This is a genomic window from Pseudomonas fluorescens (assembly GCF_041354075.1).
In the GTDB taxonomy this organism is placed as follows: Bacteria; Pseudomonadota; Gammaproteobacteria; order Pseudomonadales; family Pseudomonadaceae; genus Aquipseudomonas; species Aquipseudomonas fluorescens_CE.
In genome coordinates, this window is record NZ_JARZGC010000005.1 from 184,992 (window position 1) to 199,567 (window position 14,576).

The 14,576-nt window shown below is 62.8% G+C and carries 13 protein-coding genes; 4 read left to right on the forward strand and 9 right to left on the reverse strand.

The window, feature by feature from the left end:
* Positions 1-108 precede the first annotated feature (108 nt).
* The gene (locus tag QIW53_RS08735) at positions 109-1,485 is read left to right on the forward strand and encodes a multicopper oxidase family protein (RefSeq protein ID WP_371049232.1); all 1,377 of its coding nucleotides are present in this window, start codon (positions 109-111) and stop codon (positions 1,483-1,485) included.
* On the forward strand, positions 1,485-1,982 hold the full coding sequence (gene tadA, locus QIW53_RS08740) for a tRNA adenosine(34) deaminase TadA (RefSeq protein ID WP_371049233.1): 498 nt from the start codon (positions 1,485-1,487) through the stop codon (positions 1,980-1,982). The genes QIW53_RS08735 and tadA overlap by 1 nt, the downstream gene beginning before the upstream one ends.
* Positions 1,983-2,112: 130 nt before the next feature.
* Here tadA and cmoB read toward each other — a convergent pair whose 3' ends face one another.
* The 7 genes from cmoB to QIW53_RS08775 form a co-directional block, all read right to left on the reverse strand.
* The gene (gene cmoB / locus QIW53_RS08745) at positions 2,113-3,069 is read right to left on the reverse strand and encodes a tRNA 5-methoxyuridine(34)/uridine 5-oxyacetic acid(34) synthase CmoB (protein WP_371049234.1); all 957 of its coding nucleotides are present in this window, start codon (positions 3,067-3,069) and stop codon (positions 2,113-2,115) included.
* Positions 3,066-3,809, reverse strand: coding sequence for a carboxy-S-adenosyl-L-methionine synthase CmoA (gene cmoA / locus QIW53_RS08750; protein WP_371049235.1), 744 nt, complete (start codon positions 3,807-3,809; stop codon positions 3,066-3,068). Before cmoA ends, cmoB begins: the two co-directional genes overlap by 4 nt.
* Before the next feature lie 218 nt (positions 3,810-4,027).
* The gene (locus QIW53_RS08755) at positions 4,028-4,663 is read right to left on the reverse strand and encodes a lysoplasmalogenase (RefSeq protein ID WP_371049236.1); all 636 of its coding nucleotides are present in this window, start codon (positions 4,661-4,663) and stop codon (positions 4,028-4,030) included.
* 2 nt (positions 4,664-4,665) lie between these two features.
* Complete coding sequence (locus QIW53_RS08760; protein ID WP_371049237.1) at positions 4,666-5,058, reverse strand: protease inhibitor I42 family protein; 393 nt, start codon at positions 5,056-5,058, stop codon at positions 4,666-4,668.
* Between the two features lie 210 nt (positions 5,059-5,268).
* The gene (gene lon, locus QIW53_RS08765; protein WP_371049239.1) at positions 5,269-7,689 is read right to left on the reverse strand and encodes an endopeptidase La; all 2,421 of its coding nucleotides are present in this window, start codon (positions 7,687-7,689) and stop codon (positions 5,269-5,271) included.
* Positions 7,690-7,942: 253 nt separating this feature from the next.
* Positions 7,943-10,354, reverse strand: coding sequence for a glucose/quinate/shikimate family membrane-bound PQQ-dependent dehydrogenase (locus tag QIW53_RS08770; protein WP_371049240.1), 2,412 nt, complete (start codon positions 10,352-10,354; stop codon positions 7,943-7,945).
* A 216-nt stretch (positions 10,355-10,570) separates the two neighbouring features.
* Positions 10,571-11,953: a carbohydrate porin gene (locus QIW53_RS08775; RefSeq protein WP_371049241.1), complete on the reverse strand. Its 1,383-nt coding sequence runs from the start codon at positions 11,951-11,953 to the stop codon at positions 10,571-10,573.
* Positions 11,954-12,239: 286 nt separating this feature from the next.
* Here QIW53_RS08775 and QIW53_RS08780 point away from each other — a divergent pair, with 286 nt between their 5' ends.
* The gene (locus QIW53_RS08780) at positions 12,240-12,470 is read left to right on the forward strand and encodes a VF530 family DNA-binding protein (protein WP_371049242.1); all 231 of its coding nucleotides are present in this window, start codon (positions 12,240-12,242) and stop codon (positions 12,468-12,470) included.
* A gap of 2 nt (positions 12,471-12,472) precedes the next feature.
* Positions 12,473-13,102 carry a Pr6Pr family membrane protein gene (locus QIW53_RS08785; protein ID WP_371049243.1) on the forward strand — a complete coding sequence of 210 codons (630 nt, stop codon included), beginning with the start codon at positions 12,473-12,475 and terminating at the stop codon, positions 13,100-13,102.
* 105 nt (positions 13,103-13,207) lie between these two features.
* On the opposite strand, the gene QIW53_RS08790 is transcribed toward QIW53_RS08785, so the two are convergent.
* Both QIW53_RS08790 and QIW53_RS08795 read right to left on the reverse strand, forming a co-directional pair.
* Positions 13,208-13,993 (reverse strand): siderophore-interacting protein, encoded by a 786-nt coding sequence (locus tag QIW53_RS08790; RefSeq protein WP_371049244.1) that lies wholly within the window; start codon positions 13,991-13,993, stop codon positions 13,208-13,210.
* Positions 13,986-14,564: a PadR family transcriptional regulator gene (locus QIW53_RS08795; protein ID WP_371049245.1), complete on the reverse strand. Its 579-nt coding sequence runs from the start codon at positions 14,562-14,564 to the stop codon at positions 13,986-13,988. Before QIW53_RS08795 ends, QIW53_RS08790 begins: the two co-directional genes overlap by 8 nt.
* Between the last annotated feature and the right edge of the window lie 12 nt (positions 14,565-14,576).

Genomic DNA, 14,576 nt, shown 5'->3' on the forward strand with positions numbered 1-14,576 from the left:
CTGCGTCCATCCGCCGCGCCGCCCTTACTGTTTCGCAACCGCAGGTGTATCGTATTCGCCTTTTGCAGGCCTGCGGGTTTGCGCTGGAAACGTAAGGTGGTTGAGTTCATGTCCTTTACCCGTCGCCAAATCCTCGGTGGCCTGGCCGGTCTTGTTGTCGTTGGCGTCGGTGCGGGCGGCGCGTCGCGCTACTGGCTGGGCAAGCGGGCCGATGCCGAGGCGGGCCACGACTACGAGCTGATCGCCGCGCCGCTGGACGTCGAACTGGTGGCCGGGCACAAGACTCAAGCCTGGGCATTCGGGCCGTCGGCGCCGGGCACCGAGTTGCGCGTGCGTCAGGGCGAATGGCTGCGGGTGCGGTTCATCAACCATTTGCCGGTGGCGACCACCATTCACTGGCACGGCATCCGCCTGCCGCTGGAAATGGACGGCGTGCCCTACGTCTCGCAGCTTCCGGTGTTGCCGGGGGAATATTTCGATTACAAATTCCGCGTACCGGACGCCGGCAGCTACTGGTATCACCCCCACGTGAACAGCAGCGAGGAACTGGGGCGCGGGCTGGTCGGGCCGTTGATAGTCGAGGAACGCGAACCCACCGGTTTCAAATACGAACAGACCCTCAGCCTGAAAAACTGGCACGTCGATGAGCAAGGCAACTTCGTCGAGTTCAGCATCCCCCGGGACGCCGCCAGGGGCGGTACCGCCGGGCGCCTGTCGACGATCAACGGGGTCCCCACGCCGGTCATCGACCTGCCTGCCGGGCAGATTACCCGGGTGCGCCTGCTCAACCTCGACAACACCCTGACGTACCGCATCAACATCCCCGGTGTCGAAGCGCAGATCTATGCACTGGACGGCAACCCCGTCGAACCTCGGCCGCTGGGCAAGGAATACTGGCTGGGTCCGGGCATGCGCATTTGTCTGGCGATCAAGGCGCCGCCGGCCGGCGAGGAGTTGTCCTTGCGCAACGGTCCCGTGCGCCTGGGCACCTTGCGCTCGGTGCCCAACAACGATGCGCCGACCACCTGGCCAGCGGCGCTGCCGGCCAACCCGGTGGCCGAGCCGGACCTGGCCAATGCCGAGAAACTCAACTTCAATTTCGAATGGGTCGGCTCGGTGTCGGTCAACGTCGAAAATGGCAAGCCGCCGAGCCTGTGGCAGATCAACGGCAAGGCCTGGGACATCACCGACAAGACCTGCGCCGACCGGCCGATTGCCACGCTGAAAAAGGGTCAGAGCTACATTTTCGAATTGAAGAACCTGACCCAGTACCAGCACCCGATCCACCTGCACGGCATGAGCTTCAAGGTGATCGCCTCGAACCGGCACAAGGTGATTCCGTATTTCACCGACACCTACCTGCTGGGCAAGAACGAGCGCGCGCAGGTGGCGCTGGTGGCGGATAACCCCGGCGTGTGGATGTTCCATTGCCATGTGATCGACCACATGGAAACCGGCCTGATGGCCGCCATCGAGGTGGCGTGATGCGCCAGATTCGACCCGCTGCGATCATCGACCGCAGCCGTGATCGCGATTTCATGCGCGAGGCGCTGGCACTGGCGGCGCAAGGCGCGGCGCTGGGTGAAGTGCCGGTGGGCGCGGTGCTGGTGCAGGACGGCGAGATCATCGGCCGCGGTTTCAATTGCCCGATCAGCGGCAATGACCCCAGCGCCCACGCCGAGATGGTGGCGATCCGCGCCGCCGCGTTGGCCGCGAGCAATTATCGTCTGCCCGGCAGTACCCTCTACGTGACGCTTGAGCCGTGCAGCATGTGCGCCGGGCTGATCGTGCATTCGCGGATCGCCCGGGTGGTGTATGGCGCGCTGGAGCCCAAGGCCGGGATCGTGCAGAGCCAGGGGCAGTTTTTTACCCAGGGCTTTTTGAATCACCGGGTACTGTTTGAAGGCGGGGTGCTGGCCGAGGAGTGTGGGGCGGTGTTGAGCGAGTTCTTCAGGGCGCGCAGGGCGAAGCCCACAGACTGAACATCGATCAAAGTGTGGGAGCGGGCTTGCTCGCGAATGCGGTGTATCAGCAACCTTCTTGTGGGCTGACACACCGCATTCGCGAGCAAGCCCGCTCCCACAGTTGATCTCCATGGGCGGGAAGATTGATTTACTTCTTCGCCACAACCACCGCCCGCATCGGCGCCGGCAACCCTTCGATCGTCTTGCTGTGATCCTCGGGGTCGAGGAAGTCGCTGAGCGACTGGTACTTCATCCACTCGGTGCCGCGTTGTTCCTCGACCGTGGTCACGCTCACGTCTACGCACTTCACGTCGCTGAACCCGGCACGCCGCAGCCACAATTCCAGCGCCGGCACGGACGGCAGGAACCACACGTTGCGCATCTGTGCGTAGCGATCTTCCGGCACCAGCACCTGTTGCTGATCGCCTTCGATCACCAGCGTCTCCAGCACCAGTTCGCCGCCCTTGACCAGCGTGTCCTTGAGCGCCAGCAAATGCTCGATCGGCGAACGGCGGTGGTAGAACACGCCCATGGAAAACACCGTGTCGAAACCTTCCAGGTTAGGCGGCAGGTCTTCGAACGGAAACGGCAGGTGCCAGGCATTCGGTTCGGACAGATAGCGCTGCACCGCCTGGAACTGGCAGAAGAACAGCCAGTTCGGATCGACGCCGATCACGCTGTCGGCGCCGGCACCGAGCATGCGCCACATGTAGTAGCCGTTGCCGCAGCCGACGTCGAGGATGCGTTTGCCCTTGAGGTCCAGGTGTGGCGCCACCCGCGACCATTTCCAGTCCGAACGCCACTCGGTGTCGACATGCACGCCAAACAGGTCGAACGGTCCCTTGCGCCACGGCGACAGGCCCATCAGTGCGGTGCGCATCTGCGCGCGGGTGGCCTCGTCGCAATCGGTGTCCAGGGTCAGGCCATCGAGCAGATCGACCTGGCTCGGTTGCAGCTTCGGCAGGGCATCGAGCGCACTCTGCCAGCGCTCGAGGTCGCCGTGACCCTTTTCCATTTTCTTGTCGAGCTGGGCTTGCAGGGTATTGGCCCAATCGGCCAGCGGTGTGCCGGCCAGGCGGCGGGCGAGGGGGGACAGATCAATCATGGCAAGGCAATCAAGGAAGCAAAGTTAAGGCACTGGAACCACGGCACGACCTTGGAGAACCCGGCGGCCAGCAGGCGCTCGCGGTGTTCTTCGAGGCTGTCGGGCTTCATGACGTTTTCGATGGCGCTGCGCTTCTGGGCGATTTCCAGTTCGCTGTAGCCGTTGGCGCGTTTGAACGCGACGTGCAGGTCGGTGAGCAGCGCGTGTTCCTGCGGGTCTTCGAAGCGCAGTTTTTCCGAGAGGATCAAGGCGCCACCGGGCAGCAACGACTGGCGAATGCGCGAGAGCAGTGCGGTACGCTGCGCCGGAGCGATGAATTGCAGGGTGAAGTTCAGCGCCACCACCGAGGCCGGCTGGAATTCCAGGGCGAGGATATCGCCCTCGATCACTTCGACCGGCAGCAATTCCTGAAACATCGAATTCTGGCCGTTGAGGTATTCGCGGCAACGCTCGACCATCGCCGCCGAGTTATCCACAGCGATGACACGGCAGCCATCGGTGCGCACATGTCGACGCAACGCCTGGGTCACGGCGCCAAGGGACGAGCCGAGGTCGTAGAGCACGCTATTGGGCTGGGCGAACTGCGCCGCGAGCACACCGAGGTTTTCCACGATGGTCGGATAACCTGGCACCGAGCGCTTGATCATGTCCGGGAACACCCGCACCACGTCTTCGTTGAAGGCGAAGTCAGGCACCTGGGCCAAAGGCTGGGCGAAAAGGCGATCGGGTTCTTTGCTCACGGCAGTTCCGGCGGTGTCGATGAAAAGGCCGGCATTTTAGCCAAGTTGGCGCGCGGATGCGCGGGTTGTCTGATAAACCGGCGGGCTGACCTCAGCGGTCTATTTTCTCAGTGAGACCGCTTTCGCGAGCAAGCCCGCTCCCACGGTGGTTCTGAGCTGGCTACAAGAACTGTGTTCTGCCGGGATCAACTGTGGGAGCGGGCTTGCTCGCGATGGATTCAGCGCGATTTCCGACCGAACGCCGACGCCGCAATCCCCCATTGCCCCAGCCAGTAGCTGAGGATGATCACATAAGGCGCGGCATGAAACGGCGCGACGAAGCGGTTGATGCCGATCACGCTGTCGGAAAACACGAACGCCAGGGCACCGGCCGCCGCCAGCCAGGCCGAGCGCTGGGGCACGTCGGAGACCAGGCGGGCCAGCGCCCGCCAGAGCATGGCGCTGATGGCCAGGCCATAGACAATCACCGGCACCAGCAGCGGGCCCAGGCCATGGGCGATCAGAATCCCCAGCAGGACCGCGCCCACCGCCAGCGCGATCAGCAATGGCAGCGGCGCCAGTCGCCGACAATCACTCAGATAAGCCTTCAGGTACGCCAGATGAGCGAGCAGGAACGCCCCAAGGCCGAACACGAACAAGTCTCCCGGCCAGGCCAGGAGCACATCCCCGATCAGGGAAAAAATCAGGCCCAGGCTGATCCAGCGCCTGTAGTCGCTGGGGGGCGCGTCGTGCAGCCAGCCGAGCAGGGCCAGCACCGGTAGCGGCTTGACCAGCAGGCACAGCAGCGCTGCGTGCACGGTGAGCCCGTAGAGGAAGGTCGCTGCGCCCATCAGCGCCAGGATCAGCCAACCCATGGTCAGTTGACCGAGATCGCGCAGTCGAAGCTGTCCACCGGCAGCACTTCAGGTGCCCAGGGTTGTTGCGAGGTCAGGCGCAGACGCCCGCTGCCGGTGGCGAAGGCCTGGAAGCGCCAGGTCGAGACCCCAGCCGCGCCGACGACGCCGGCGTCCTCAGGGTTGCGATACACCTCCGGTCCCAGCGCGCGCAGCACGCCACCGGCCGAATCCTGGATCGCCCAGCGGTAGCCCGTGGTCGGGTTGCTCGGCAGGGTGAGGATCAGGTTTTGCCCGCTGCTCATCTTCACCGGGCATTCGCTTTGTTTTTCCACCGTCACGTTGTGCGCAGGTTGCGAGGCGCACGCGGCCAGCAAGGAAAGGACGAGGGGAATCAACAGGCGGGTGGGGGACATGGGGACAGGGGCTCCGGCATTTACGACGAACGGCGAGCATAACCGAGATGAGACAAGATGTGACAGCCAAGGAATCAGGTTGTCGGGGCTGACGCCTTCGCGAGCAGGCTCGCTCCCACAAGGGACTGGGTTGGCACAAAATGTCTGTGTCTCCTCAGATCCCTGTGGGAGCGAGCCTGCTCGCGATGCCGGTGGTGCGGACCTACAGAATCACTTGAACAACACCTTAGCCACATCCGCAAACCGCTTGGCGAAGTGCACGGTGATGCCTTCCTTCAGATAATCCGGCAATTCATCGAAGCTCCCGCGATTGGCCTCCGGCAGGATCAGTTCGAAGATTTTCTGCCGTCGCGCCGCGATCACCTTTTCGCGCACACCGCCGATCGGCAGCACATGCCCGGTCAGGGTCAGTTCGCCGGTCATGGCCACGCCTTTTTTCGGCGGCTGGTTGCGGGCGAGCGAGAGCAGGGCGCTGGCCATGGTCACGCCTGCGCTCGGGCCGTCTTTCGGGGTGGCGCCTTCCGGTACGTGCAGGTGGACGAACGCCTCGTCGAAGAACTTCGGATCGCCGCCAAACGACTTCAGGTTCGAGCTGACGTAGCTGTAGGCAATTTCTGCGGACTCTTTCATCACGTCACCCAGTTGCCCGGTGAGCTTGAAGCCACGGTTCAGCGTATGGATGCGCGTGGCCTCGATGGGCAAGGTGGCGCCGCCCATGCTGGTCCAGGCCAGGCCGGTGATCACCCCGGTGCCGGACAGTACCTGTTCATTACGGAACACCGGATGGCCAAGTGAGGCTTCGAGGTCTTTCGGGCCGAGCTTGATCACCGCTTTCGGCTCGTCGATCAACTTCACCACGGCTTTGCGCACCAGTTTGCCCAGTTGTTTTTCCAGCTGACGCACACCCGCTTCACGGGCGTAGCCGTCGATCAGGGCCTTCAAGGCGCTGTCGCTGATGGACAGGCTGCCCTTGGACACGCCGGCCTTCTCCAGCAACTTGGGCCACAGGTGGCGCTTGGCGATGGCGACTTTTTCCTCGGTGATGTAACCCGACAGGCGGATCACTTCCATGCGGTCCAGCAACGGGCCGGGAATCGAATCCAGAGTGTTGGCGGTGCAGACGAACAGCACCTTAGACAGGTCCATTCGCAGGTCGAGGTAGTGGTCGAGGAATTCGACGTTCTGTTCCGGGTCCAGCGTTTCCAGCAACGCCGAGGCCGGGTCGCCCTGGTAGCTTTGGCCCATCTTGTCGATTTCGTCGAGCATGATCACCGGGTTCATCACTTCGACGTCTTTCAGGGCCTGGACCAGCTTGCCCGGTTGCGCGCCGATGTAAGTGCGGCGATGCCCCTTGATCTCGGCTTCGTCGCGCATGCCGCCGAGGCTGAAGCGGTAGAACGGCCGGCCCAGGGTTTCGGCGATGGATTTGCCGACGCTGGTCTTGCCCACGCCTGGCGGGCCGACCAACAGGACGATGGAGCCGCTGATCTCGCCCTTGTAGGCGCCGACTGCGAGGAATTCGAGGATGCGGTCCTTGATGTCATCGAGCCCGGCGTGGTGTTGGTCCAGCACTTTGCGCGCGTGCTTGAGGTCGAGTTTGTCTTCGCCATACACGCCCCACGGCACCGATGTGGCCCAATCGAGGTAGTTGCGGGTGACCGCATACTCCGGCGAGCCGGTCTCGAGGATCGACAGCTTGTTCATTTCCTCTTCGATGCGTTTTTGCACCTGGGTCGACAGGGTCTTACCTTGCAGGCGCTGCTCGAACTGCTCGATGTCGGCGCTGCGGTCGTCCTTGGTCAGCCCCAGTTCCTGCTGGATGACCTTGAGTTGTTCCTTGAGGAAGAACTCGCGCTGATGCTCGCCGATCTTGCGGTTCACTTCAGCGGAAATTTCCTTTTGCAGGCGCGCGACCTCGACTTCCTTGCGCAGCATCGGCAGGACTTTTTCCATGCGCTTGAGCATCGGTACGCAGTCGAGCACTTCCTGCAACTCGCTGCCGGTGGCCGAGGTGAGGGCGGCGGCGAAGTCGGTCAGGGGCGACGGGTCGTTAGGGCTGAAGCGGTTGAGGTAGTTCTTCAGCTCCTCGCTGTACAGCGGGTTGAGCGGCAGCAGTTCCTTGATCGCGTTGATCAGCGCCATGCCGTAGGCCTTGACCTCGTCGGTCGGCTCGCTCGGCTGGTGCGGGTATTCGACCTCCACCAGGTACGGCGGACGGTGGTGCTTGAGCCAGGTCTTGAGGCGTACACGGGTCAGACCCTGGGCGACGAACTGCAGCTTGCCGTTTTCGCGGCTGGCGTGATGCACCTTGACCAGCGTGCCGTACAGCGGCAGCGCCGAGGTGTCGAAATGACGCGGGTCTTCCTGGGGCGTGTCCATGTAGAACAGGGCCAGGGAGTGATGATCGGATTTGCTCACCAGATCCAGGGTTTCGGCCCAGGGCTCTTCGTTGACGATGACCGGCAGCACCTGGGCCGGGAAGAACGGGCGATTGTGGATCGGGATGATGTAGACCTTGTCCGGCAGGTTCTGGCCGGGCAACGCCAGGCCTTTGCCGGCAGAACGGCTCGGGGCGTTTTCCGGATCGGCGTAGTCGCTCAGGTCTTCGGGAAAATTTTGCTGGTCGCTCATTGGGACACCTGCGCAATGGGTATGGGTCTTAGATGGGGCAGGTTGGCGGTGGTTTCAATGATACTTGAGTGTTAATTCAGGCCCCTGTAGGAGCGAGCATGCTCGCGAAGATCTTGAGTGCGCTGCGGGGTGTCAGGCTTCCAGTGTTATCGTTGACGACCATCGCGAGCATGCTCGCTCCTACAGGGAGCGGGGTGACAATAAAAAGGCGACACCCTCACAGGTGTCGCCTTCATTTACTTGGCGCTAAGACTTACTCTGCCAATTTGTAGGCAATCACATAGTCACCCTGCTTGGTGCCCAGCGAGCCGTGACCGCCGGCCACGACCAGCACGTATTGCTTGCCGTCCTTGCCGGTGTAGGTCATCGGTGTGGTCTGCGCGCCGGCTGGCAGGCGGCCTTCCCAGAGTTGCTTGCCGTTTTTCACGTCATAGGCGCGCAGGTACTGGTCGAGGGTGCCACTCAGGAAGCCCACGCCACCGGCGGTGGTGAAGGTGCCGCCCAGGCTTGGCACGCCCATGGTCAACGGGATCGGTACCGGCGAGCTGTCGCGCACGGTGCCGTTCTTGTGTTTCCACAGGACCTTGGCCGTGGTCAGGTCGATGGCCGCCACATACCCCCAGGCCGGTGCCTGGCACGGCAGGCCCATCGGCGACAGCAGCGCTTCGAGCACCACGCCGTAGGGCGCGCCCTTGTTCGGCTGCACGCCTTCGGTTTCGCTTTTGCGCGGGCCCTGGGCGGCAATTTCGGCGGCCGGGATCATCTTCGATTTGAACGCCATGTAGCTCGGGTTCACGAAGGCAATCTGGCGTACCGGGTCGACCGAGATACCGCCCCAGTCGAACACCCCGAAGTTGCCGGGATAAACGATCGAACCCTGCAGCGACGGCGGCGTGAACGGACCGTCGTAGCGCATGGATTTGAACTCGATCCGGCAGATCAGCTGGTCGAACGGCGTCACGCCCCACATGTCACGCTCCTGCAGCGGCGGTGGCATGAGGTTGAGGTCGGATTTCGGCTGGGTTGGCGAGGTATGGTCGCCTTCGACCGCGCCTTGTGGCACCGGCACTTCGTTGATCGGCACGATGGCCTGGCCGGTGCTGCGGTCCAGTACGTAGATGCTGCCTTGCTTGGTGGAGGCCAGGACGGCCGGCTTCACGCCGTCGGCGGTCTTGAGGTCCATCAGGGTCGGCTGGCCGCCAACGTCCATGTCCCACAGGTCATGGTGAGTGAACTGGAAGTGCCAGCGCACTTGACCGGTGGCGATGTCGAGGGCGGTCAGGCCGGCGGCATGCAGCTCCGATTCCGGGGTGCGGGCGCCACCGAACTGGTCCGGGGTCTGGTTGCCCATCGGCAGGTAGAGCATGCCGAGTTTTTCATCGACGGCGAACATCGACCACATGTTCGGCGAGTTGCGGGTGTAGGTCTTGCCCTCGGCAATCGGCGTCGTATCGTCCGGGTTGCCGCTGTCCCAGTTCCACACCAGTTTGCCGGTGTGCACGTCGAACGCGCGGATCACGCCGCTCGGCTCGTCGGTGGAAACGTTGTCGGTGACGTGGCCGCCAATCACCACCAGGTCCTTGGTCACTGCCGGTGGCGAGGTGGAGTAGTAACCGCCGGCGTTGAAGCCGCCGATGTTGGCGCTCAGGTCGACCTGGCCCTTGTCGCCGAAGTCTTCGCACATCTTGCCGGTGTCGGCGTTGAGGGCGATCAGGCGGGTGTCGGCGGTCGGCAGGAAGATCCGGCGTGGGCAGGCATTGCTGGCCGGTGCAGGGCTGGCGGCGCCGGTCGGGCTTTGCTCGGAGGCATAGACGGCGTCATCGTGATAGGTCACGCCACGGCAGGTCATGTGCGCCCAACCCTTGAAGTTCGCCGCGTTCTGCGTCGACAGCTTCGGATCGAAACGCCAGATTTCCTTGCCGGTGTCCGGGTCCAGGGCGATCACCTGGCTGTGCGGCGTGCACACGTAGAGCATGCCGTTGACTTTCAGCGGGGTGTTTTCGGCCGTGGTCTCGCCCGGGTCGTTCGGGCCAGGAATGTCACCGGTGCGATAGGTCCAGGCCGGGACCAGCTTGCTGACATTCTGTGGGGTCATCTGCGCCAGCGGCGAGTAACGGTCTCCGTGGGCGCTGCGGCCGTAGGAATTCCAGTCACCGTCGGGCATCGCCGGGGCGGTGTTGGTCATGCCGGGGACGCTGTCGCGGTCCAGTTGGCCCTTGATTTCACCAGGGTTGGTGAATTGGCTGGCCAGGGCGGCAACGCCCGCCAGCACCACGGCCACGCTCAACGCGCCGGTGCCCATCGGCGCCGCGCCTTCGCGCAGCAGCGGACGACGCAACCACGGCAACAGCATGACGATGCCCAGGGCAAACAGCAGTGCCAGGCGCGGCACCAGTTGCCACCAGTCCAGGCCGACTTCCCACAAGGCCCACAGGGTGCTGGCGAACAGCACCACGGCGTACAGGCCCAACGCTGCGCGACGGGCCATGATCAGCAGCACCCCGGTCAGGGCCAGGCCGAGACCGGCCAGCAGGTAATACAGCGAGCCGCCGAGCATGCTCAACTTGATTCCCCCGGCCAGCATGGCCAGGCCCATTAGCAGAAGCAGCAGGCCGAGCAGTGTCGGCAACACTCGGCTTCGACTCAAAGCACCTTCAGTGCTCATAGTGTGGTTCTCCGTGACGTTTCAAATTGTTTCGCGCAAGTTCACTGTAGATGACGATCCGGCGCGGGCATGGTTCAGTTAAAGGTCAGGGGCTGCGACCGCAGCCCCTTGTGGGAGCTGGCTTGCCAGCGATTGCGGTGTGTCAGGCGAGATCAGTGCTTGCTGATGAACCATTATCGCCGGCAAGCCAGCTCCTACAGGTTTTTCTGCTGCGGGTTAGAAAGAAGACTGGATCTTGATCCCGCCGATCAGCGCGTCATCGACCTTGTCCACGCCACCGGGGTGGCGGATGTATTGCAGGTTCGGGCGCACGGTCAGCCAGTTCGTGACGTGCACGCCGTAATAGAGTTCGGCGCTGTATTCGGTGTCCTGGGGCGGCAGGAAGGTCGGGTCGTCGAAGTCGTAAACCGCGCGGGCCTGGTTCTGTGCCTCGGCGTTCTTGCGATAGGCCGGGTTGACGTGAACCCGGGCCATGGCGAAGCCGATGTCGTCCTTGGCGCGTGCATCGAACAGGCCTTTGTAGACCACGCCCGCCTGGACGTAGTTGTCGATGGCGTTGGTCTTCTTGTCGTGCATCGTGCCGTTGGCGAATACGCTCAGGCCGCGTGACTGATCGCTGGCGCGGCTGGTGAGTTGCTGCTGCACGCCCACCCATACGCCGTGCTTGCTCGACGCGCTGCGGTACGCCTCGCCACTCAGGGCGGCCGGCTGGCCATTGCGATCCTTGTAGGCGTCGCTGGCGTTGGCGTTGCTGTAGTAGTAACCGGCGCGATATTCGCCCGGCAGGCCGTTGAGTCTGGGCGTCCACACCAGTTCCACCGGCAGGACCGCACCCTGGGTCCCGCTGCCACTGAGCTTGAAGCCATTGCCGCGATCGAGGTTCGAAGGGTTCTGCTCGTACGCGCCGACTTGTGCGTAAAGCTCGGGCGTCAGGTGATATTTGACCCGCATCGCCCACTGGCTGACCGGCCAGTTGTACCAGATGCCACCGACCCAGTTGCCGACCTGGGAGCCGCAGAACGCCAGGTTCTGGAAGTCGCAGGGGAAGCTGTTGAAGTCCTCGCCTTCACCGAAGCGGCCGACCTTGATGTCGAGCTTGCGGTCGAAGAATTTCTGCTGGTACCACATCTGCGTCAGCCGCCAGGTCTGGCCACGGCCCCAGACTTCCTGGGCCGAAGTGAAACCGCCGACCCGTGGATCATTGATCCGGTCGTTGCTGATGTTGTTGCCGCTGCGTTCGGTGACGGTCAGTTGGAATTCGGCAGCGTCCCAGCCGAGGATTTTCTGCAGATCCAGGTGCGCGCCCAGGCCGAACTGATCGCTATAGCGTGCGGTGCGATCGTGATCGTAGCCGCCATGCAGATTGCTGCCCATTTCACCGGTGTAATCGATTTTGAAGTCGTAGCCTTGTTCCGACAGTTCGCTGCGGGTGCCATTCCAGTCGCCCAGCATCCAGGGCGATTCGCTGTCGAACGCCGGTGCGGCTTGAGCACAGGTCACCAAACCCAGCACGCAGAGTCCGCCGATGAGGCGCCAGGGGTTTCGCGGATTGACAGGTGTAGAGACAGCGCTGTCTCGCAATGATCGAAAATGAGGCATGGGGAAAATTCGGTTTCTTTTTCTGGGGAATGAGCTGCACGACAGCAGGGGTAACGCAGAGGGGCGAAGCGTTTCAGCGTGTTCGGGCGCAAGGATAATGTTCTGTTACAAATAGAGAAAGACCTTTTCCCGACATGAATTCTTTCGAAAACGGTAACAGTGTCGCGCGGCGATATGTCGCGCTTCGCCTACATTTAACGGATGGCGCCACTGCAGCCCTTCCACCCGACCAGTCCCTCGGCTAAGGTGCGCGCCTTCTCTTTCACCCATCGCTCGAAGGCCCGGCATGACCGAACAGAACAACAACCCGCTGCATGGCGTGACGCTGGAGCAGATCCTCAACGTGCTGGTTGAACATTACGAGTGGCCGGGGTTGGCTGAGCGCATCGACATCCGTTGTTTCAAGAGCGATCCGAGCATCAAGTCGAGCCTGACGTTCCTGCGCAAGACCCCGTGGGCCCGGGAGAAGGTCGAACGCCTGTACGTGAAGTTGATGCGTACCAAGCGACCGCTCTGAACATGTTCAGCCGGCCGGGTTTCGTGAGGATCGCCGCCGTTCTCGGGTGGGCTGGTTTGAGCATCCAGATGTATCTGATTTTTCACTCGCGCTGGACCCTGGGGGCCAGTCTGCTCGGTGGGCTGCTGAGCTTTTTCAGCTACTTCACCGTGATCACCAACACGCTGGTGGCGACGGTGTTGACCTGCCAGCTGACGTCTCGCGAATCAGCCGCCCGGCGCTGGTTCCTGCAACCCTGGGTGAGCAGCGGGATTGCCGTGAGCATCGCCCTGGTCAGCCTGGCGTACAACTTGTTGTTGCGTCACCTGTGGGACCCCGAAGGCTGGCAATGGCTGGCCGATGAGCTGATGCACGACGTCATGCCGCTGCTGTTCCTGGCCTGGTGGTGGATGTACGTGCCCAAGGGCACTTTGCGCCCGCGCCATATGGCGCTGTGGTTGCTGTATCCGCTGCTGTATTTCGCCTACGCACTGTTGCGTGGGCATGTGCTGGCGGCTTATCCGTATCCCTTCATCGATGTGGATAAGTTGGGTTATCCACAGGTGTTGCTGAATGCCGGGGGATTGCTGGTGGGGTTCGTGACGATTGCACTGGTGGTGATGGGGTTGGATCGGTGGCGGGGGAGAACATAAGCGTTGGGGTGAGGCTCAAACAACAATCGCGAGCAGGCTCGCTCCCACAGAAAAAGGGTGACCCCATGTGGGAGCGAGCCTGCTCGCGATGAGGTCCTGAAGGCCTCACTCGTCGTCGCTGTCGTCCTGTTTCCAGTAACCCACCGCTTTCACGAACTGCTCGTTCAAACCGTGCTCATCCAGCAGCACCCGGCGGATCTGCCGCGACACTTTGCTTTCGGTGGCGACCCACGCATACAGGCTCCCGCCCGGCAACTGCAGTTGTTTAACGGTGGTCAGCAGGTTGTTTTTGCCACCCTCGCGCAACACCCAGATCACGTTGACCTGCGCCGGGCTTTCAAGCTTCTGCTGTTCCGCGCCGTTTTCCACTTCGATCACCACCAATGCCCGGCGATTGGCCGCCAGACCTTCCAGGCGGCGGGCAATGGCAGGGATCGCAGTCTCGTCGCCGATCAGCAGGTAGCTATCGAACATGTCCGGCACGATCATCGAGCCCCGTGGCCCGCCGATGTGCAGAAACTGACCCGGTTGAGCCTGTTCCGCCCAGGTCGAGGCAGGGCCATCGCCGTGCAGCACGAAGTCGATGTCCAGTTCCAGGGCGTCGAGGTCGTAGCGACGCGGGGTGTAATCGCGCATGGCCGGCATCGGGCCGTCATTCTTGCCGGCACCCAGCACCAGAGTGTCCAGCGCGGCCTGTTCAGCGGCGTTCTGAGGGAACAACAATTTGACGTGGTCGTCGCTGCCCAGGCTGACAAAACCTGCCAGCTCGGGGCCGCCCAGGGTGATGCGGCGCATGCGTGGCGTCAGGTCGACCACGCGCAGGACTTGCAGGCGCCGACGTTTGATTTCATGCATGACGCGGTGAATGGATTGCTCGATCACTTCAGTCATTCGGTTTCTCCTGTGCGGTCGAAACGGCGGGGCCGTCGACGATGGCTTTGGCAGTGTCATTGAGCAACGCGGCAACTCGCAGGATTTCTGCCGGACTCCAGCGCCCGTGATGCAGCTGCAAGGCGTGTCGCAGGTTATGCACAGCCTCGTGGATCTCGGCGGGCCGATCATGGCCGCGCAGCGAACGCTTGCTGACGTCGATGCGCATGCGCACACCGTCCAATGCAACGGCCTGCTCGCTTAAAGACAAACGTCCGGCGTCGGTCACGCTGTAACGTTTTTTTCCGCCTTCGGCGTCGCCCTGGATCATTTCGCTTTCTTCCAGAAACGTCAGCGTCGGGTAGATGACGCCTGGACTGGGGCTGTAGGCGCCGTCGAACATGCCTTCGATCTGGCGGATCAGGTCGTAGCCGTGGCACGGCTGCTCGGCGATCAGGGCCAGCAGCAGCAGTTTGAGATCGCCGGGGGCGAACACCCTTGGGCCGCGACCGCCGCGCTCACGGCCCGGGCGTTTTTCGAAGCCATCGCGACCGTCGCCGTGCTCGCGGTGGGGGGAATGATGGTCTCTCATTGTCTCTTCTCT